Source organism: Limimaricola sp., assembly GCF_016125575.1.
In the GTDB taxonomy this organism is placed as follows: Bacteria; Pseudomonadota; Alphaproteobacteria; order Rhodobacterales; family Rhodobacteraceae; genus WGLM01.
Genome location: NZ_WGLM01000003.1, coordinates 61,010 through 80,108, shown reverse-complemented (window position 1 = coordinate 80,108; position 19,099 = coordinate 61,010). Strand labels below are relative to the sequence as shown.

The window sequence follows — 19,099 nt, the reverse complement described above, 5'->3', positions numbered from 1 at the left end:
GGCATGTTGCATCGAAGGAACCTGCCGCGTGTGGACCTACATCGCCCGACGTCTGAGCCAGACCGTGATCGTCATCCTGGGCGTGACGCTGATCAGCTTCACCGCGCTGCACATCGGCGGCGATCCTACCTTTCTTTACGTGTCTGACCGGGCGACGAACGAGGAGATTGCCCAGACCCGCGTCAGGCTCGGCTTCGACAAGCCGCTATATGTCCAATACCTCACCTTCATCGGGAAGGCCGCCCAGGGCGACCTGGGCAAGTCCCTGAAATTTCACCGGCCCGCGATCGACGTCGTGGCCGATGCCCTGCCGGCCACGATCGAGCTGACGCTGTTCTCGATGCTGATCGCCATCGTGGTGGCAATACCGCTGGGCGTGCTCGCGGCCCTTCGACGAGGCTCGGCAACAGACGGCTCGATCATGATCCTTGGCATGCTGGGCCAGTCCATACCCAGTTTCTGGCTTGGGATCATGATGATCATGACGTTCGGCGTTCAGTTGCGGTGGCTGCCGATCTCGGGCCACGTGCCGCTGCTGGAACCGATGTTCCAGGGCGATTTCCACACTGCTTTCGCCAACCTTCCCTCGGCGATCTACTACCTGATCATGCCCAGCCTTGCGGTGGGGGTCTATTCGCTTTCGCGCAATGCCCGGCTGGTCCGCTCGTCCATGCTGGAAACGCTGTCGCTCGACTTCGTGCGCACGGCACGCGCCAAGGGCCTGAGCGAGTATGCGGTGGTCATCAACCACGCCCTTCGAAACGCCTGGCTGCCTGTCGTGACGATGATCGGGCTGGAGTTCGGTTTCCTGCTGGGCGGAGTCGTGGTGGTCGAGATCGTGTTCTCCTGGCCGGGCATCGGCCGGCTTCTGTTCAACGCGATCAACCAGCGCGACATCCCGCTGGTGCAGGCCTGCGTAATCGTGCTGGCCGGAATATTCGTGGCGATCAACCTGATCGTCGACCTTGTCTATGCGCGGCTTGATCCGCGCGTGCGTTTGTGAGGCAGCAGGCAATGACGCAATCCCACCCTGACGGCCCGTTCATCGATCCCGCGGCGGCAGGTCTTGCCGATACCATGGTCGCCCTGCCGCCCCAGCGGCGTGGCGATGGCTGGCGCCGCGCCTGGCGCAGCATGGTACGTGGCCGCTGGCCATTGCTGGCCCTTTTCATCCTCGCGCTGTTGATACTGGCCGCCATCCTCGGCCCGACGATCTCGCCGCTCGATCCCAACCGCCAGAACATCATGACCCGGCTCGAAGCGCCGATGGTCGCCGACAGGGCCGGCCATGTGAAGTTCTTCCTCGGCTCGGACGGCCTGGGCCGCGACGTGCTGTCGCGGCTTCTTTACGGCGCGCGAGTTTCGTTGCTGGTCGGTGTCACCGCGATCGTCATCGGCGGATCGCTGGGCGTCGCGCTGGGGCTGATCTCGGGCTATTTCGGCGGCTGGACGGATGATGTCATCATGCGCATCGGGGACATCCAGCTGGCCTTTCCTTTCGTCCTGATGGCCATCATGTTCCTTGTCGTGCTGGGGCCGGGGGTCTTCAACCTGATACTTGTCCTAGGCATCGGGCAGTGGATTACCTATGCCCGGATCGTGCGCGCGCAGACACTGTCATTGCGCGAGAAGGAATTCGTCGAGGCCGCGCGCGCACTGGGCGCAAGCCATGCGTCGATCATGTTCGTCACGATCCTGCCCAACGTGATTGCGCCGCTGACGGTCATCGCGTCCTTCAACATCGCCTCGGTCATCCTTGCCGAGGCGGCCCTGTCCTTCCTCGGCCTGGGCGTGCCGCCGTCGGTGCCGACCTGGGGATCGATGCTGGCGGAAAGCCGCGACCAGCTGATCGCCAACAAGTGGTGGTTGGCGGTCTTTCCCGGCATGGCGATCGTGCTGACCGTGCTTGCCTTCAACATCATCGGCGACTGGCTGCGCGATTTCCTCGACCCGCGGCTGAAGTCCAACGGCTAAGCCCGCTTTCCCACTGAAAAGGAGACGACATGATCACGGTCGGCATTATTGGGGCGAGCTTCGCGCGTGACGCCTATCTGCCCGCATTCCGGCACATCGACGGGGCAAAGGTCGTGGCGCTGGCCTCGGGCCGGCTTGCCAGTGCGCAGGCCGCCGCCGCGCCCCACGGCATCACGGCGGTTTATGACGACTGGCAACGGATGCTGGACGAACACGCGCCTGACCTGGTCTGCATCGCCACGCCCACCAACCTTCACAAGCCCATGACTTTGGCCGCGGTCGCGGCCGGGGCGCATGTGTTGTGTGAAAAGCCGACCGCGATGAATGCCACCGAGGCCCGCGCGATGCTGGAGGCGGCCGAGGCCGCGGGGCGCGTCCACATGATCGACCACGAATTGCGTTTCAACCCGAACCGCGCCCGTATCGCGGCGATGATCGCCGACGGTGCGCTGGGCGAGATCCGGCACGTCAACATCGCCAATATCGGCGCCTCATGGAACGATCCGGCCTCGCGCCCGATGGGCGACTGGTGGTCGGATGCCGCGCAGGGCGGCGGCCGGCTGGGCGCCAACGGCTCGCACCAGGTGGACATGCTGCGCTGGTGGCTGGGTGAACCCACCGCCGTGGTGGGGCAGGCGCTTACGCGCGTGCCCGACAGGGTCGATCCCAAGACCGGGCAGGCATGGACCGCGACGGCCGACGACCTGTCCTACTTCACCCTCGAAATGGCGTCGGGCGCGCTGGCGCGGGTGTTCATGAGCGGCGTCGCCGCGACCAACATGGGCAACGAGACGCAGGTTTTCGGCTCGAAAGGCACGCTGACGCTGTCGAACGGCGACGAACGGCTGTGGTTTGCCAAGGCGGGTGAAAAGGGGTTCACCGAGATCACCGAAACCGATCCGAACGCATCGCTGGCCGGCCTGAACAAGGGCATCTGGAACGTCTCGGTGCTGTCGGCGCTGCGCGAACTGGTTGGTGCCATCACCGAGGGCCGGCCGCTGCGACAGGGGGCGACGTTCTTGGACGGCCTGCGCAATCAGCAGGTTCTGGATGCGGTCCTTGCCTCGACACGTAGCCGCCGGTGGGAGACTTTGCCCGCGGGAGACGCAGCATGACGCCCCCGGTCGAACGTCAGCGCGTCGTCGTCACCGGGGCCGCGCAGGGGCTGGGCGCTGCCATCGCGCGCGCCTTTGCCGGCCGGGGGGCGGAGGTTATCCTGATCGACCGGGCGGCAGACCCGCTGCAGGCGGTCGCGCGCCAGTGCGGGCCGCGCGCGCATGCGGTCGTGGCCGACCTGTCGGACGCGCAGCAAACGCGCGAGGCGATTGCGAAGATCCAGGCGGCAGGTCCGGTCGATACCCTGATCCACAACGCCGCCATCCTGCGTCCCGCCCCGCTTGAGTCGACCGATTTCGTCACGTTCCGCGCGACGCTCGATGTCGGGTTGCAGGCCGCGTTTCTGCTTTCCCAGGCCGTGTGGGCCGAGATGAAGGCCCGCGGCGGAACGCTGATCTTCGTGTCCTCGCAATCGGGCATCAAGGGATTTGCCGACGAAACCGCCTATTGCATGGCAAAGCATGGGCTGGAGGGGTTCTCGAAGTGCCTCGCGATGGAGGCGGGCGATGCCGATGTCGTGTCCTGCACGATCACCCCTGGTCACCTGATGCACACCCCGATGTCCGAGGCGAACTACACCCCCGAGAACAAGCGGCAGTGGATTTCCCCCGACCGCCTTGCCCCGGCCTTCGTCCATATCGCCGAAACGCGCGCGGCGGACTTCAACGGGCAACGCCTGAATGCCTGGCAGATCGCGCAGGACTTGGAGACGTCCCAATGAAAGACATTTACGCCTATATCGACGCCCATGCCGACGAGTTCATCGCCGATCTTCAGACCTTCGTGCAGCAGCCTTCGGTTTCGGCCCAGGACATCGGCCTGCGGGACTGTGCCGCCCTTGTGCGCCAGATGATGCACGATGACGGGCTGCCGGCCGAGTTTCACGAACTGGCGGAAGGCCCCCCCGTCATTTTCGGCGAACTGCGCTCGCCCTCGTCGAAAAAGACGCTGCTTTGCTATTCGCATTACGACGTCCAGCCGCCCGAGCCCGTCGAGGCGTGGACCCACGGCGGCCCCTGGTCGGGGGCGATCGTGGACGGGGTGCTTTACGGGCGTGGCGCGACCGACAACAAGAGCGGCGTTCTGGCCTTCAACAAGGCCGCCAAGGCGTTTCTGGCCGTGCGTGGCGAAGTGCCGGTGAACCTCAAGCTGTTCATCGAGGGCGAGGAAGAGATCGGCAGCCCGCACCTTGCCGACTGGGCGGCGCAGAACAAGGAATTGCTGGCGGCCGATGGCATGCATTGCCTCGACGGCTCGCTGGAAATCGGGGCCGAGGTACCTGATGTCTCGCTCGGGTTGAAATCGGTCCTCTTTGCCGAGCTGATCGCGCATGGTCCGCGCGAGGATGTCCATTCGCTCAACTTCCCACTCGTGCCCAACCCGGTCTGGGACCTCGTTCATGCCCTGGCCACGATCATGGACCGCGATCGCAACATCCTGATCGAGGATTGGGCCGAGGGGATCTATGTCCCCGATGCCGAGGACGAGGGCTATCTTGCCGACAAGGCGCGGCGCATCGACTTCGACCTGCTGCGCGAGGAGATGGGCGTCAGTCAGTTCGTCCTGGGCCGCGACGGTGTCGATGCTCTGCGGGCGCGCACCTACGAGCCGACCGCGAACATCCAGGGGATCGTCGCGGGCTATACCGGGCCGGGCACCAAGACGATTGTGCCGAAAGAGGCGCGGGTGAGGATGGACTTCCGCCTGATCCCCAACATTCAGCCCGAGGCCGCCGCGGCGAAGCTCAGGGCGCACCTGAAGGCCAAAGGGTTCGACATGATCGAGGTGCGGACGTTCGAGCATGCCGAACCGCCATACAAGATCTCGGCGCGCGAGGACATTTCGAAATCCATCATCGCCGCCGCACACGAGGTGTACGGCGAACCGCCCATCGTCAACGGGGTGTCCGCCGAGGGTGCAATCCTCAAGCACGTGTGGATTCCCTGCGTCCTCACAGGCTTTGCCAACCCCGGCTGCAACCTGCACGCGCCCGACGAGAACATCCACATCGACAAGTATATCAAGGGTATCAAGTACGCTGCTGCGATCATGGAGCATTTCGGCAAGAGCTGAGCGAGAGGACGCAAGGGCCCGATAGAAGGCCAGTGGTTCGATACGGGTAGACTGGTCGAACGGATGAGAGTCAACTTGCCGCAGGTGATGCCCGGCGTGGGCTCTGTCAGGGCAACCAGGCTTGAGGCTACGCAGTCGGCCGGGTAGCCTTTGGTCATGACCCAACTCAACCCCTTCCGCTAATTTAGAACCTCGCCCGAGATCATCCGCCTGGCGGTCATGTTGTACATCCGGTTCCCGCTGTCGCTTCGGAACGTAGAGGATCTGCCGCACGAACGTGGACATCGACATCAGCCACAAGACGGTGCGGTCTTGGTGGAACAGGTTCGGCCCGCTATTCGCCGCAGAAATCCGCAAACGACGGGTTTGTAGTATGCGGTCGAGCCGCTGGCGCTGGCACCCGCGCCGCCGTTCTTGCTGAGTGGTGCGGCCTTCTTACGGCCTAACAGATTTCCCGTTCTGCAAGACTGAAACGCGTTCGCATGCGTCCGACACCACCCAGCACATGCAGGCGAGGCAATTGTCATGATAAAGCAGTAGCCGAAAACTTCTTCCTACTGCTGAAACGGGAGCGGGTCAGACGCCGCACCTATCCAACGCGAGAAGCCGCACGGGGGGACGTGTTCGAATACAACGAACTCTTCGACAACCCGAAGCGCAAGCACACGGACAATGGCAGCCTGTCGCCGGTAGACTTCGAAGTCAGATAGCAGAAACTGAACCACGCAGGTGTCTAAGAAACTTGGGGCAACGCAGTTCGTCGATCCAAATCACCGACCGGTTGATGTCGAAACTTGCGACATTGGGCGCTTGCTGCTAATCTCGAATCATCTCTGGCACAGTCGAAGGGCCGCTCGATATCGAGGCGAGGAGCGGCGCCCTATGTGCAGACATACCCAACCTATAGTTTCCGATGTCGCCGTCAGGCTCGTGCATCCCTTTGGCGCGATGGCTTGAAGCATGGGTATTGTGATGCATTGGGCCGAGATGTCGGCGCCGGCGTTTCGATCGTTGCCGCAAGACACAGTGGCGATCCTACCGCTTGGCGCGGTCGAACAGCATGGGCCGCATCTGCCGCTGAGTGTGGACTACTGCATTGTCGAGGCCGTCCTTGATCGCGCTCTTAGGCATGTGGCAGAGCCGGTCAGTGCCCTGATCCTCCCGACACTCCGCGTGACCAAGAGCGACGAACACGCCCGCTATCCTGGCACGCTGAGCCTTTCGGCAGAGACCCTGCTGGCCGTCTTGCGCGATATCGGAGCGTCGGTGGCACGTGCTGGAGTGGCGCGACTTGTCCTTTTCAACGGTCATGGCGGGAATACAGCACTGCTACAGGTCGCGTCGCGTGAGTTGCGCATTGCCCATGACATGATCGTTGTGACGTGCAGTTGGTCGGCTTTTGCCGACACCAAGGGACTGTTCGATCCCGAAACCTACGCGCTCGATATGCATGCCGGCGAAAGCGAGACCGCTGCAATGCTCGCGGCCCGGCCCGACCTGGTGGACATGGCTGCAGCGCCGGCGGCTGACAGCGTGCTGCCGGCGTGGCGGTCAGGCCTCGAGTTTATCGGCGTACATGGCGCCGCAGGAATGCCGAGTTGGCTCATTGACGATCTGTCTGCCAGCGGTGTCGTGGGTGACGCCCGCGCGGCAGATGCCGAGCGGGGCGCCCAGTTGCTTGACAGCGCTGCCGCGAATTTTGCGCGCTTCCTTGCCGAGTTCTCGGTGTTCGATCACCGGAGGAAAAGCTGATGGATGCCGCGACCGATCTCCGGCTCGTGGGCGGCGTTGGGGTGCCGGAGGCCTTGTTGTCCGATCCCGAGAGGTTTGGCGGTGTCCGGCAGGGTGATCTGCGCTGCGGTACATTGATCTTGCGCGGCGGGCGGGTCGAGGGCCTCACGCTGGAAACTGGCAATAGTCGCCCCGAGTGCATCGTGCTGTCCCGCCTTGCTGAGGCACATGTGCATCTCGACAAATGCCACAGCATCGAGCGCTGCAATGATGTGGGTGGCAACCTGCAAACAGCCATTGCGGCTCAGATGCGTGACAAGGTGCTGTGCACAGCCGAAGACCTTGAACGTCGGGCGCGCCGCGGATTGTCCGAACTGGTCGCGGCAGGCTGTAGTGCCGTGCGTACCCATGTCGATTGGTCGGCATCCGCGGATGCCCCTTTGGTGCCACTGGCCTGGGAGGTATTTGGCGCGCTGAACGACGAGGCCGTGAAAGACGGGGTCACCTTGCAGCGCGCGGCGCTGACGGACATCGACGAGATGTCCGACCCCGCGCGCGCTGATGCGGTGGCACGCAGGGTTGCGCGCGACGGTGGCGTGCTGGGCAGTCTCGTGCTGCACCACATCAAACGCCGGGAGGGGTTGGAGGTTTTGTTCGCTTGCGCTGAGCACTATGGCCTGTCTCTCGATTTCCATGTGGACGAAGGGCTTGACCCCGATCTTAATGGTCTGGAACTGATCGCGGACGTTGCCGGCGCGATGCGGTTTTCGGGGCCGGTTCTGTGCGGCCATGCCTGCAGCCTCGCCTCAAGGTCCGACGATGACGTTGCGAGAATCGCGGACAAGCTGGCGCGTGCGGGGGTCGCGGTCGCCGCGCTACCGTCGACCAATCTCTATTTGCAAGGGCGCCGTGACGGCACACCCGATCGGCGCGGGATCACGCGGCTGCGCGAGTTGGCACGGCGTGGGGTCGACATCATCGTCGGTACCGACAACGTGCGTGATGCCTTCTGTCCCATCGGCCGTCACGACCCGATACATTCACTTGGCCTTGCGGTCCTCGCCGGGCATCTCGACCCGCCATTCGGCCGCCATCTGCACACCATCACCAGCACCGCGCGGCGCGCTATGGGGCTTGAGCCGCTTAATATCGAGGGCGCAGCGGTTGCAGACCTGTTGGTCTGCCCTGTGCCGAGCCTGTCGGACCTGATCTCCGGCAACAGCCCGGTCCTGCCATTGACCGAACATCTTGGAGTTACCAATGCCCCATGACGCAACGCCGGAGGCACGTGACTGGAGCCGCGTCGCCGAAGCCCTGAACCCCGTCGGTGTCAGCGATGATCCGGTGACCGTGAAAAAGCGAAGTCGCGATTTCTTCTGGTATTCGCCAATCTTGAACGCTGAATTGCGCCGCTCCTTCGGCGATCTGGTAGCGCACCCCAAGACACGGGAAGAATTGGCACACTGCCTAGCCGTGGCCCATGCCTACGACATCCCCGTCACCTTGCGCGGCGGCGGGACCGGCAATTACGGGCAGGCAGTCCCGCTGCACGGAGGCCTGATCGTCGAAACGACGGCGATGAACCACATCCTTGAGATCGGCGAGGGGTTTGTACGGGTCGAGGCGGGCGCGCTGATGGCCGACATCAACGCGGCTCTGCATCCCGAGGGCTGGGAAATGACGATGTTTCCTTCGACGCAGGATATCGCGACCGTCGGCGGCTTTGTTGCGGGCGGCTCGGCGGGGATCGGATCGGTTGCAAACGGCCCGCTGCGAGAACCGGGAAACATTCTGCAAATCAAGGCCCTGTCGGTCGAGGCGACACCGGTCGAGCATGTGTTCGACGCCGAGAATGCGCTACAGATTCACCACGCCTGGGGCCTGAACGGTGCAATTACCGAGGTTACGTTGCGCACTGTTCCAACCCGCGACTGGGTGGGCTGCATGGTCGGGTTCGACGACTACGCCGACTGCTACGCGGCGGGTTATGCGTTGGCCTCCGCCAGCCCAGAGCAGATCGCACGCAAGCTGTGCTCGACGGTGGACGCTCGGATCTGCGATTATTTCCCTCGGCTTGATGCGCATGTACCCAAAGGCCGGCACCTTCTGGTTTCGCTGGTGCCGCGCGAGCACCTCGACGCGTTCGAGACGCTCATGGTGCGTTACGGCGGTACGATGCACCTCGCCATGGACGAGGCAGAGCGGCAGGCGCTGAAACTGCCCCATGTCTTCGAATTCGCGTATAATCACACCACGCTGCAAGTCCTGAAATCGGATCGCTCCGCCACCTACCAGCAGGTCGGCGTCCCCGACCCATCCGATGCCGCCCGCGTGGAGGCGATGCGCATCAGACAGGGCGAGGATGTCTGGCCGCACCATGAATTCACCCGCGCCGGCGATGTGATCTACGCCGCCGATCTGCCGATCGTCTGGTTCACGAGCCCCGAGCGCCTGGCCGAGATCAACGCCACCTACGAGGCGGACGGCTTCACCGTCTACGACGCCCACGTGCATGTCATCGAGGGCAACCACATGCAGCCCGATTACCGACACCTCGCGTGGAAAAAACGGATGGATCCCAAGGGCCTTCTGAACCCCGGCAAGTCACGGGTCTGGGAGAGGGTGCGCCATCTATCGGCCGACGAGATCGAAGCCCTCGGCACCCAAAGTGACACCAAAGGAGACAGCAATGACACGATTTGACCTGACCCCGCTCAACCCGAATTTCGGGGTCGAGGTGAGGGGCCTCAACCTGATGGACGTCAGCGCAGACACGCTGTTCCCCGAAATCCGCGCCCTGTTCGAGGAGCATTCCGCGCTGCTGTTCCGCGGCCAGGACCTGACGCCTGAAAAGCACCTGGAGCTTGCAGGCCTGTTTGGCCCGGTGGAAGACCGCGAGGCGGACGAGCGCAAACCCGGTGAGGCCTTCAAGATCCCCGAGGTCTCGAATGTGCTCGACGATGGCACCACCAGCGGAGAGATGGACCTCAAGACGCTGAACCTGAAATCGAACTTTCTGTGGCATTCCGACAGTACGTTCCTGCCGGTGCCGTCGCTGATCAATATTCTGGTCGGGCGGATCGTGACCACCGAAGGGGGCGCGACAGAGCTAGCTTCGACCCGAGCCGCGTGGGCGGAGATGCCTGCCGACCTCAAGGCGCGGATCGAGGGACGCGGTATCTGGCACCGCTACAGCCATTCGCGCAAAAAGATCTCCGAGGAGCTGGCGAAGCTACCGCTCTATACCAAGTGGCCCGACCAGCACTGGAAGGCGGTCTGGCCGAATCCGGTGAACGGGCGCGCGGCGCTCTACATCGCAAGCCACGCCTTTGCCGTCGACGGCTATGAAGAGGCCGAGGGCGAAGCACTGCTGGAGGAATTGACGGCGTTCTGCACGCAACCGCGCTTCGTCTATTCGCATACGTGGGCCGTGGGCGACGTGCTGCTGTGGGATCAGCGCGCCGTTCTGCACCGGGGCACGCCGTGGCCCTACGAGCAGCCTCGCAAATTGTCGAGCATATGTTCCAGCGTGAGGGAAAGCGACGGGATCGCGGCGATCCGGATCGAACCTGAACTGGTCTGAGGCTGCGGCATGGAGACACTTCGATTCCTGGTGGAAGCCGCTTTGGTCAGCGGCCCTGCCGTATGGATGACGGTTGCCGTCGCCGACAACTGGCGTCATCCGAAATTGAATGAAGACGCGGTGGCGGTGGTCGTGCGGTTTGATTTGATGCAGGAGCAGTATCCGGACGAATTCCGGATGGTTTCCCATCGCCAGATCACTTCGCCTGCCCGCATACGACTCTTGTTCCGGGCGATGCGCCTTGCCGAGACCCTTTCGGCCCTGGGGCTGATGATCTCTGCGGTGTTGCTGGTTCTGGCGGCGGCCGGTGTCGTTTCAGGCAACGTGGCGACCGGCACCGCGGTGCTGAATGCGACGTTCTTCAGCATGATCTGGGCCGGTTTCGTGATCGGTGGCAACTATTTCGCCTATTGGTATTGTCACCAATGGGCGCAGTCGAACCACTTCATGCTGATGTATTGGGGGTTTTTCGTGCTGATCACTCTACTGGTTTAACCCGACGCACGATGTTCCGATGATGAGGGCCGCTCTTTCGCGGCCCCCGTCTCTGCTTCGGGGATTCTCAGGCTTCCCAGTAAAGCGCGCGCGGATCGACAACCTGGCTGACATGGATCTCGCCACCGTGTAGGCCCTTTTTTTGCGAGTTGTAGAGCAGCCGCCAGTAGGGTTGGATGATGACCCCTTCGTCGCGCATGATATGTTCCGCGCGCGCCATGAGCTTGCGGCGCGCGTCAATGTCGGGCGTGGTCAGAGCCTCGGCCACGATTGTGTCCAACTCTGGGTTGGCGATACCCGTCTCGTTCCAGACACCGTCCGAAACATAGGCCACAGCATAGGTCTGCACCGCGAGTGGGCGGTGGTTCCAGATTGTCGTCGAGAAACCATAGACGTTCCAATCGTTCCAGAAGCTCGACGAAGGAATGATCGTTCGCCGCACCGGGATACCGGCATCGCGCAACTGCGCGGCACACGCATCGGCACTGTCGCGCATGAAGCCTGAATCGAGCGAAATCAGTTCATGCTCGTATTGAGCCATCCCGGCCTCTGCCATCAGCGCCTGGGCACCTTTGGGATCGTGGACCAGCGGTGGCATGGGCGTGTATTCTGGATGAACAGGTGCCACGTGATGGTTCTCGGCCACAACACCTTGTCCCGAGGCGCCAAGCTCCAAGATCACCTTGTTGTCGACGGCGAGGGCCAGCGCGCGGCGGACACGGGCATCTGCATAGGGCTGGATATCGCCATCCTTTGCCAGCTGGTTCGGCCTGATCACGATCGTGCCCGCGGTCGGCACCTGCTCGTTGCGCCAGTCGTCATACTTGCTGAAAACATCGACATAGTCGCCTTCAAGGGCGTAGACATGGTCGATCTCATTGGCCTCGGCGGCGGCCACCCAGCTGACTGGGTCCTCGCCGTAGTCGATATAGACGAGCCGATCGAGCCATGCCCCGTTGCCTTCGTTCCACCATGAATGCGCGGTGTTGCGCTCCAGCACAGCCCTAACGCCGACCTCGTATTCGGTCGGCAGGTAGGGGCCGGTCCCGATTGGGTTGTCGAGCATAGTGGCCGCGTCAAAGCTCTGGTGCACGATCGCCGCCTGATAGTCCGACAGGTTTGCGATCACAGCGATGTCGGGTTCGGACAGCGACAGTACCACCGTCAGGTCGTCGATGACCTTGATTGCATCGGGGCGCGCCTGACCATCCGCCATCAGCGATCCGAACCGGGGCGCCAGCGCGTTGCCCTCTATCAAAGTGTTGCACATGCGCCGGATGTTGAAAGCCACGTCCTCGGCGGTGAATGCATCGCCATTGTTCCACGTCACGCCTGGTCTGACCTTCAGCGTATAACGCGTGGCGTCGTCCGACACTTCCCATCCTTCTAGCAGGACCGGCGTGAACGTGCCGTCGTTGTGATAGGCCACAAGATATTCCAGCCACCCGCGCGCGAAATTCGCCAACATATTGAAATCGAACGTAACCGGGTCTTTCATCGGACGCAGCACACCTTGCATGCGGGCCGTACCACCCATCTTCGGCGCGGGTTGGGCCTGTGCGGGCGCGGCCATGCCCAACATCCCGTAGGCGGTGACGGCGCTGGCACCGTAGGTGCTGGCCGTGGCAAGAAATTCGCGCCTTGTTATCGCGCAGCCTGATGCCTTGGCGGCCTCGGCAGAGGCGCGCAGGTGACCAGGAAGCTTACTCGAAGATACGTATTTCATGGGCATAAACGCCCTCCTCGGCAGGGGGCGCCTTGCACAGGCGCCGTGTGAGAGAAGCACGGACACGACGCATCTAGACGATGGCGGATCCGCACGGCCCTTTGCACTGTGCCAGAGTGGTTGAAGGCTAACGCAGACGCGGCGCTTCTGACAACAGCCCTGCGCGGGCAACGTCGATCTCTTGTCAAATAAGGCCGGTGTCAGCACCGCATGGCTATTTTGCGGGCATGCATGGTGGCATCGTGATCCTTTCGACAAAACGATTGACAATGTTGACGATTAACGACGGCACGGCGCCTTCAAGATCGTGGCCCATGCCATGGATCTCGACCATCTCTGCGCCCGGAATGCGTGCAGCGATATCTCGGCCATGCGCAGGTGGTAACAGGCGATCCTGCGTGCCATGAACCACGAGAGTCGGAGTGTCGATCGCCTCGATCCCGGCAAGGTCCGATGCTGCTGCCATCATCGCCTCGTATTGGCGTGAAGCGCCATCCGGGCTGTAGCATCGGTCGTAGGCTCGTCCGATCAACGTCGCACGCCTGGCGGAGTCAAACGGCCATCGCGGACTCTGGAAGGCCCGGGCTGCCTCAAGTTCGTGAGCGATCACGTCGTCCCGTTGCCTGCTTGGAGGAACGGAGCGCAGCAACTCCTGCACTTCCGGCTCTGCCTGCGGCAGGCCGTCTGCGCGACTTGAGGACATGACGATTGTCGCACTCAACAAGCGCGCGGGATGGTGAAGCGCGATCAGTTGCAAAATCATGCCCCCCATTGACATGCCCAGCACGTGGGCCCTGTCGATCGCCAGCGCATCCATCAGCCCGACGGTATCTTCGGCCATGTCGCGCAGGCTATAGGGCGCGCGATCAGCGCAGTTTTGCGACAGGCCGGCGTCGCGATTGTCAAAGGCAACAACATGGAATCCGGCCGCCACGAAGCCGTCGATCATAGCATCAGGCCACTGGATTAATTGCGAGCCAAGTCCCCGGATCAGCACAAGGGGACGGGCGGACGGTGGGCCGTGCCGCTCGACCTCAAGCCTGATCCCGTTTGCCACTATCGCTGCCATGCGATCGTACCCCGAGCGTGGGTAACGCGAGGACCGTCAGGTCTTATAGCCCGGCGTCTCCGCGTCCAGTCGTCGCCGTATGGCATGCCACTCCAATTCCCCTTCATAGCCATACCAGTCGCTTTCAGACATGTCGTTGAGGTGGCGCGCCTGCTCGGCCGGCGGAATCGTGCGGATCGTGGCACCCCCGGCGGCCGATTTCTGAACCTCAAGCTGCACCGCGCAAGCCTGATCAAGGTAGAAGCTGCGGAAGAATGCCTCTCCTGCGTTCGTGCCGAACACGAAGGCCCCGTGCCATGCCTCAACGATCATCTTCTTGCCGATCCCCGCCTTGAGCAGCCCGGAAAGGAAATCGTCGGTGCATTCGAATTCGTAATCCGTATAGCCGATGACATCGCCGCCGCCGATCATCAGGTAGGCTTGGCTGTAGGGTCCAACGCCCTCGGCCTGGGCGCTGACGCCCATGATCGCCTTGGTATGGATGTGCATGATGCAGTTGATCTCTGGATTGGCCTCGAAGAACAGCTTCCCGATCTCGGTGGCTGACGGGTTCGGGGCTCCGTTTTCAGGGGTGTGGTTGGTGCGGTCGAAGCCGACCTTTATGAGGTTCGAAGCTGTCACTTCCTCGTGCATCCAGCCGTAGTGATGGGTCAGAAGCGCGTCCTCGCCCGGCACCCGCAGCGCGTGCCATTGGTTGGTCAGATCGGTCAGCCGATACTTCACTAGCGCGTTATATATCGCGGCCAATTCCTGCCGGGCGGCCCATTCGGCGTCACTGCAGTTGGCCGGGCGTCCGGTCATCGGGGTTGGTGTCATAACGGTCATGTCTGCAGCTCCTCGCGGCTCGAATGCCGACGATGGTGTTCCTGGCGAAGACGAAATACTATCCACCAATTGCCCATTTCTGTTCACAAACGCCCATGCCCCACGTCTGCTTCATCCTGCACCCACAGTTTCAGATGCTGGCCTATGTACTGGCGAGTGAAACCTTGCGGATCGCCAACCGGCGGGCCGGGCACCCCGTTTTCACCTGGGAAACCCGCACAGCGACCTCGGCTCCGACTCTCGCGTCCAACGGGCGAAGTGTCGTGCCGGACGTGACCGGATGGGGCGACACGATGTCGCCGGACCTCGTGCTGGTTATAGCAGGCTATGACCCACTTGCCCTGCGTCCGCCGGGGCTTGCCGCCTTCCTGCGCCGGGCGGAGCGGTCCGGCGCGGTGCTGGGGGGCGTAGATACTGGCGTATGGATCCTCGCGGCATTTGGCCTGTTGCGAACGGGCCAGCGTGTCGTGCTGCATCGGGAGGCCGAGGCCGGGTTTCGGGAAGTCTGGCCCGAGGTCGAACTAAGCGACGGGATTTACGTGCTCGAAGACAAGCGTTTGTCTGCGGCGGGCGGTACTGCGACAGGCGACGTGATCCTCGCATGGATTGCAGACTGCATGTCGCAGTCCTTTGCCGAAGAGGTTGCCGAAGACATGGCGCACGGCACGATGCGTCCCTCCGAACACCGCCAACGATTCCGAGAACCCACGGATACAACCCTCGATGCGATGCGGCGCGAAATGGTCCGGCATATCCAGCATCCTGTCCCGGTCTCCGACATCGCAGCACAGCTGAAGCTGAGCTCGAAGCAGCTCCGTGCGCGATGCATGCGTGCCGTGGGAAAGACCCCATCGCAGTATTTCCTCGATCTGCGGCTGACTGCGGCGCGTGATTTGCTGCGCTCGACGACGATGCCGGTCACGCAGATCGCCCTCGCCACCGGCTTTGGCTCACATGCCGGGTTCAGCCGCGCCTTTCGTCAAGTCTTTGGAATAACTCCATCGCAGATGCGTCAGGCGGCTGTTGTCAGAGGGATGGGTCTTGAGCCGGGCAGGGCAGTCCCATAGCGTTTCCGGAGGCCCTGTCAGAAGAAATATTCTTGAGAGGAGCAGGGCGGTCGCCTAGCCGTTCGGGATTATCCAACGCAGCCCGTTCCGATACTTCAAGACCTCGCCCGAAATCATCCGCTTGGCCGGAATGATGTGAGCTACTCCCATCCCTTAGACAAGCGGTACGGTCCGCAGGTGACACAACCCTTTCCACCTTTACCACATCAGTACATACTTTGGCCTTTCAGCGCGTTGTGGTCGGCGACGGATTTTTCATGCCGATCCCGGATTTATATTAATGAGAAAGGGCAACCATATGCGCCCCATTTTGATACCGATTATCGTGACCGCGGCCCTCTCGCTTTCGGCGGCATTTGCCAAGGCCGAAGAAAGTGGCGAGATGGTACTGACCATCGGCGGTGAAGAGCAGCATTTTAGGCTTGACCCCAAGCAAAGCGACTGGGGTGGGGGCAAGGGTGAAGGCAGTGGCCCGGACTTGATGATTCCAACCATAATGGGCTGGGCCGCCGACGAAAAAACACGGGAGCATTATGGTGTCTTTTCGTTGTCATTCACGATGTACGATGACGACATCAGCTCTCCCGAGCTGCAGCTTTCGCGCAAGGTCGGCGACACGTGGGAACAACTGTTCGCCAGCGATGAAAAGGGCGGCCTGACGCTGGAGATCTCGGAACATCAAATCGACGGTTTCACCGCTACCGTATCGGGCACATTCACGGCCGATATGGGGGTCACACCGAACTACGGTCGTGACGTTGATCTGACCAACCCGCTTGCGGTTTCGGGTCGCTTCACGGCCGTTCTGAACAGCAACAAGAACGACTGAAACCTTGAGGGCAGGGGCATTGCCCGCGATCCAGATGCGCGGCGTACGTTCACCCGCATTCGTCGTAGTTCGAATCCAGGCAAACCTTGGACGCTTGCAATGCGGCGTCCAGATCGTCCGCGGTCATCCTTTCTTCAAGACGGCCCATGAGCGATCCCTGCATGACATGGCCGTTTGCTTCGGCCACGAACAACCACATTCTGCCGCGCACCGGATCGGCGTCGACCCTGTCGCCAAATCCGTAGATCAGCCCCAGTGAGTTCTGGGCGCCTGCGTGTCCCAGCCGGGCTGCACGAAGGTACCACTCGGTCGCCTTGGCCACGGCTGCTTGCGCTTCAGGGGAATTGTCGTCCCAGGCGACGCTGCGATGGTAGATGCTGCCCAGTTGCTCCATCGCGACCGGGCTGCCTTGCCCCGCGGCAGCCTCGTACCAGCGTATCGCCTCGGCCATGTCCTTGGTGACGCCCGATCCGTGCTGATAGGCCGTTGCCACGTCCAATTGTGCCTGAAGGTCGCCACTGGTGGCCAATTCGATCTGGATTTCAAAGCGTTGCGTCAGGATCTTTTCTGCGGCGCTCTGGGCCTGTGCGCTCGACAGTGGAATCGCGAGGGCGATGAGTGTAGCGGCGGTCAAGAATGGGCGCTGCATGGCGGTCCTCCGACTTGGCTAAGCTCCAATTCGACGCCGGATGTCCCGGTTTGTCAAAACCAAAGTCCCGGACGGCGGTTCGGGCAAGAGTGGTCCGTGCATGGAAAACGAAACAGACCGGCATGTTGAATGCGGACGCCGGCCCGCTCAGAGCGGCTGTTCGAGCCAGTGGTGCAGCGCAACGGCGGTCTCGGCGGGTTGTTCGAGGGTGGGAAGGTGGCCGGCACCCGGGATGATCGCAAGGCGCGATCCCGGTATCAATGCGTGCATCAGGTCGTGACGGTCGCGGGGGCACAGCCTGTCGTGCTGACCCATCAGGACGAGCGTTGGGCCCCTGAACCTGCGCAGTGTCGCCTGTTGATCGGGGCGGTCGCGCAGGGCGCGGGACTGGCGCGCGAAAACCTCTGGTCCAAGTCTCAGAGCCATGTCCATGCACAGATCGAGGATGTCCCGGCGATGCGGTCCGTCCGCCAAGTAGTTCGGTTTCATTTCGTCGCGCATGACCCCGGCCAGATCGCCCGACGTGGCGCGTGCAATTTGCGCCGCGCGACCGGCTTGCACCTGAGGGGTTTCGGCAAGGGGGTTGGTGTCTAGAAGGGCGAGACGCTCGACGCGGTGAGGTGCTTGCCGCAAGATTTCCATCGCGACGATGCCGCCCATCGACAGGCCGGCGAGCGCGAAAACCGGAGGGGCCTCTCGCAGGGCCCGGGCCGCGAGGGCCCGAACCGTATCCGTCCCTGTTGGCAGGATATGCCCCACCTCGCGCGGGTAAAGCCATGCCGGCAGCCCGCCCCACATGCGCCCGTCGCACATCATGCCGGGGATGAGGACGAGGGGTGTCATTTCACCCGACGCGCACCCTCTTTGAGGGTGGCGAGCTTGGCCCAGGCAATCTCGGGGTCGACCGCGCCGAAACCGGCGAAGGTGCCAAAACCGCAGTCCGATCCCGCGATCACCCGGTCCGTGCCAAGGAACGAGGTGAAGCGTTCCAGCCGCTGCGCCACCAGATCGGGATGTTCGACGAAATTGGTCGTGGTATCCACGGCGCCGGGGATCAGGACCTTGTCATCGGGGATATCCTGTGCGCGATCGCGGAAGACCGTCCATTCGTGACCATGCCGCGGATTGGCGGTTTCAAACAGGACGTATCGGGCCGGAACCGTCATAAGCAGCGGAAACACCGTTGCCATGTCGATGTCACAGACATGCGGGCCCTCGTAGTTACCCCAGCAGATGTGAAGGCGAATGCGGTCTTGATCGAGGCCACGCAAGGCATGCTGCAATGCCTCGACATGGGTGGCGGCAATCTTGAGGAATTCCGCGTCAGACAGATCCGCGAACAGCATGTGACGCGACAGGGCAAGGTCGGGGCAATCCAGCTGCAGGTCCAGACCCGCGTCAAGGATGGTCTGGTATTCGTCGCGCATCGCGTCGGCGAGCGCCGCAAGATAGGCCTCTCGCGTCGGGTAATGCGCGTTCTGCAGGAACAGCGAGATCACGCCGGGCGAGGCGGCATTCATGAAGCCGCGCGCAACACCATGGGCCTCCATCGCGGATTTGAGGTTTGCGATGTCCTTTTGCAGCTCGCCCTGTCCCTTCGACGCGATGGGGCCGATACATTGCGGCCGGGCATATTGCGGGGTGCCGCCCTCTTTGGCCTGCCGGTCGAGGAACGTGGGAAACAGCTTCAGATCGGCCGGTGCGTTGCGCGGGCTGTCGCCGCCAAATCCGGTGTAGCGGTCCTTGACGTAGGTGGCATAGCTGATCTTTGACGCCTCGCCATCCGAGACGATGTCGATGCCGGCTTCCGTTTGCCGGCGTACGTTTTCCAGAACGGCTGCCGTCATGCAGGCGTCGAAGGCTGCCGGGTCGTAGTCCTGACCCTTTTCGCGGGCAAAGAGGAAGTCGACGACGTCCTGCGATCGGGGCAGGGACCCGACATGTGTTGCGAGAAGGGGCATC

Annotated in this window: 18 protein-coding genes and 2 pseudogenes; 14 read left to right on the top strand and 6 right to left on the bottom strand. The window is 62.6% G+C overall.

Annotation, left to right across the window (positions count from 1 at the left end):
- The first annotated feature begins 28 nt into the window (after positions 1-28).
- From GC146_RS06295 to GC146_RS06240, 12 genes and pseudogenes are all read left to right on the top strand, one after another.
- The gene (locus GC146_RS06295; RefSeq protein ID WP_291835993.1) at positions 29-1,003 is read left to right on the top strand and encodes an ABC transporter permease; all 975 of its coding nucleotides are present in this window, start codon (positions 29-31) and stop codon (positions 1,001-1,003) included.
- An 11-nt stretch (positions 1,004-1,014) separates the two neighbouring features.
- Positions 1,015-1,974, top strand: coding sequence for an ABC transporter permease (locus tag GC146_RS06290; RefSeq protein ID WP_291835990.1), 960 nt, complete (start codon positions 1,015-1,017; stop codon positions 1,972-1,974).
- Between the two features lie 29 nt (positions 1,975-2,003).
- Positions 2,004-3,089, top strand: a complete 1,086-nt coding sequence (locus GC146_RS06285) for a Gfo/Idh/MocA family oxidoreductase (protein WP_291835987.1) — start codon at positions 2,004-2,006, stop codon at positions 3,087-3,089.
- Positions 3,086-3,811, top strand: coding sequence for an SDR family oxidoreductase (locus tag GC146_RS06280; RefSeq protein ID WP_291835984.1), 726 nt, complete (start codon positions 3,086-3,088; stop codon positions 3,809-3,811). Before GC146_RS06285 ends, GC146_RS06280 begins: the two co-directional genes overlap by 4 nt.
- A complete protein-coding gene (locus GC146_RS06275; protein WP_291835981.1) occupies positions 3,808-5,163 on the top strand; it encodes a M20/M25/M40 family metallo-hydrolase in 1,356 nt (451 codons plus the stop codon). Before GC146_RS06280 ends, GC146_RS06275 begins: the two co-directional genes overlap by 4 nt.
- Before the next feature lie 201 nt (positions 5,164-5,364).
- Positions 5,365-5,563: pseudogene (locus GC146_RS06270) on the top strand (IS6 family transposase); the annotation flags it as partial.
- Positions 5,564-5,672: 109 nt separating this feature from the next.
- Positions 5,673-5,873 (top strand): annotated as a pseudogene (locus GC146_RS06265) (IS3 family transposase); the annotation flags it as partial.
- A 250-nt stretch (positions 5,874-6,123) separates the two neighbouring features.
- Positions 6,124-6,915: a creatininase family protein gene (locus GC146_RS06260; protein WP_291835978.1), complete on the top strand. Its 792-nt coding sequence runs from the start codon at positions 6,124-6,126 to the stop codon at positions 6,913-6,915.
- Positions 6,915-8,165, top strand: coding sequence for an amidohydrolase family protein (locus tag GC146_RS06255; RefSeq protein WP_291835976.1), 1,251 nt, complete (start codon positions 6,915-6,917; stop codon positions 8,163-8,165). Before GC146_RS06260 ends, GC146_RS06255 begins: the two co-directional genes overlap by 1 nt.
- Positions 8,155-9,597 carry an FAD-binding oxidoreductase gene (locus tag GC146_RS06250; RefSeq protein ID WP_291835973.1) on the top strand — a complete coding sequence of 481 codons (1,443 nt, stop codon included), beginning with the start codon at positions 8,155-8,157 and terminating at the stop codon, positions 9,595-9,597. The genes GC146_RS06255 and GC146_RS06250 overlap by 11 nt, the downstream gene beginning before the upstream one ends.
- The gene (locus tag GC146_RS06245) at positions 9,584-10,477 is read left to right on the top strand and encodes a TauD/TfdA family dioxygenase (RefSeq protein ID WP_291835971.1); all 894 of its coding nucleotides are present in this window, start codon (positions 9,584-9,586) and stop codon (positions 10,475-10,477) included. The genes GC146_RS06250 and GC146_RS06245 overlap by 14 nt, the downstream gene beginning before the upstream one ends.
- Positions 10,478-10,486: 9 nt before the next feature.
- Positions 10,487-10,972, top strand: a complete 486-nt coding sequence (locus tag GC146_RS06240) for a DUF2165 family protein (protein ID WP_291835968.1) — start codon at positions 10,487-10,489, stop codon at positions 10,970-10,972.
- A 67-nt stretch (positions 10,973-11,039) separates the two neighbouring features.
- Here GC146_RS06240 and GC146_RS06235 read toward each other — a convergent pair whose 3' ends face one another.
- From GC146_RS06235 to GC146_RS06225, 3 genes are all read right to left on the bottom strand, one after another.
- A complete protein-coding gene (locus GC146_RS06235) occupies positions 11,040-12,704 on the bottom strand; it encodes an ABC transporter substrate-binding protein (RefSeq protein WP_363241174.1) in 1,665 nt (554 codons plus the stop codon).
- Positions 12,705-12,912: 208 nt separating this feature from the next.
- Complete coding sequence (locus GC146_RS06230; protein ID WP_291835965.1) at positions 12,913-13,767, bottom strand: alpha/beta fold hydrolase; 855 nt, start codon at positions 13,765-13,767, stop codon at positions 12,913-12,915.
- A 36-nt stretch (positions 13,768-13,803) separates the two neighbouring features.
- On the bottom strand, positions 13,804-14,592 hold the full coding sequence (locus GC146_RS06225; RefSeq protein WP_291835962.1) for a class II aldolase/adducin family protein: 789 nt from the start codon (positions 14,590-14,592) through the stop codon (positions 13,804-13,806).
- A gap of 23 nt (positions 14,593-14,615) precedes the next feature.
- On the opposite strand from GC146_RS06225, the gene GC146_RS06220 reads away from it, so the two are divergent.
- Together GC146_RS06220 and GC146_RS06215 are read left to right on the top strand one after the other, a co-directional pair.
- Positions 14,616-15,659 (top strand): helix-turn-helix domain-containing protein, encoded by a 1,044-nt coding sequence (locus GC146_RS06220; protein ID WP_291835958.1) that lies wholly within the window; start codon positions 14,616-14,618, stop codon positions 15,657-15,659.
- A gap of 325 nt (positions 15,660-15,984) precedes the next feature.
- Entirely contained in the window at positions 15,985-16,488 is a 504-nt protein-coding gene (locus GC146_RS06215; RefSeq protein ID WP_291835955.1) for a hypothetical protein, read from the top strand.
- A 49-nt stretch (positions 16,489-16,537) separates the two neighbouring features.
- Here GC146_RS06215 and GC146_RS06210 read toward each other — a convergent pair whose 3' ends face one another.
- From GC146_RS06210 to GC146_RS06200, 3 genes are all read right to left on the bottom strand, one after another.
- A complete protein-coding gene (locus tag GC146_RS06210) occupies positions 16,538-17,137 on the bottom strand; it encodes a tetratricopeptide repeat protein (RefSeq protein WP_291835952.1) in 600 nt (199 codons plus the stop codon).
- A 147-nt stretch (positions 17,138-17,284) separates the two neighbouring features.
- Entirely contained in the window at positions 17,285-17,980 is a 696-nt protein-coding gene (locus tag GC146_RS06205) for an alpha/beta fold hydrolase (RefSeq protein WP_291835949.1), read from the bottom strand.
- The gene (locus GC146_RS06200) at positions 17,977-19,098 is read right to left on the bottom strand and encodes a cobalamin-independent methionine synthase II family protein (protein WP_291835946.1); all 1,122 of its coding nucleotides are present in this window, start codon (positions 19,096-19,098) and stop codon (positions 17,977-17,979) included. The genes GC146_RS06205 and GC146_RS06200 overlap by 4 nt, the downstream gene beginning before the upstream one ends.
- Position 19,099 lies beyond the last annotated feature (1 nt).

Bases quoted from the DNA above. Each gene is read 5' to 3' on its own strand.
- GC146_RS06290 (WP_291835990.1), top strand. From the start codon at position 1,015: ATGACGCAATCCCACCCTGACGGCCCGTTCATCGATCCCGCGGCGGCA.
- GC146_RS06285 (WP_291835987.1), top strand. From the start codon at position 2,004: ATGATCACGGTCGGCATTATTGGGGCGAGCTTCGCGCGTGACGCCTAT.
- GC146_RS06280 (WP_291835984.1), top strand. From the start codon at position 3,086: ATGACGCCCCCGGTCGAACGTCAGCGCGTCGTCGTCACCGGGGCCGCG.
- GC146_RS06275 (WP_291835981.1), top strand. From the start codon at position 3,808: ATGAAAGACATTTACGCCTATATCGACGCCCATGCCGACGAGTTCATC.
- GC146_RS06260 (WP_291835978.1), top strand. From the start codon at position 6,124: ATGGGTATTGTGATGCATTGGGCCGAGATGTCGGCGCCGGCGTTTCGA.
- GC146_RS06255 (WP_291835976.1), top strand. From the start codon at position 6,915: ATGGATGCCGCGACCGATCTCCGGCTCGTGGGCGGCGTTGGGGTGCCG.
- GC146_RS06250 (WP_291835973.1), top strand. From the start codon at position 8,155: ATGCCCCATGACGCAACGCCGGAGGCACGTGACTGGAGCCGCGTCGCC.
- GC146_RS06245 (WP_291835971.1), top strand. From the start codon at position 9,584: ATGACACGATTTGACCTGACCCCGCTCAACCCGAATTTCGGGGTCGAG.
- GC146_RS06240 (WP_291835968.1), top strand. From the start codon at position 10,487: ATGGAGACACTTCGATTCCTGGTGGAAGCCGCTTTGGTCAGCGGCCCT.
- GC146_RS06235 (WP_363241174.1), bottom strand. From the start codon at position 12,704: ATGCCCATGAAATACGTATCTTCGAGTAAGCTTCCTGGTCACCTGCGC.
- GC146_RS06230 (WP_291835965.1), bottom strand. From the start codon at position 13,767: ATGGCAGCGATAGTGGCAAACGGGATCAGGCTTGAGGTCGAGCGGCAC.
- GC146_RS06225 (WP_291835962.1), bottom strand. From the start codon at position 14,592: ATGACCGTTATGACACCAACCCCGATGACCGGACGCCCGGCCAACTGC.
- GC146_RS06220 (WP_291835958.1), top strand. From the start codon at position 14,616: ATGCCGACGATGGTGTTCCTGGCGAAGACGAAATACTATCCACCAATT.
- GC146_RS06210 (WP_291835952.1), bottom strand. From the start codon at position 17,137: ATGCAGCGCCCATTCTTGACCGCCGCTACACTCATCGCCCTCGCGATT.
- GC146_RS06205 (WP_291835949.1), bottom strand. From the start codon at position 17,980: ATGACACCCCTCGTCCTCATCCCCGGCATGATGTGCGACGGGCGCATG.
- GC146_RS06200 (WP_291835946.1), bottom strand. From the start codon at position 19,098: ATGCCCCTTCTCGCAACACATGTCGGGTCCCTGCCCCGATCGCAGGAC.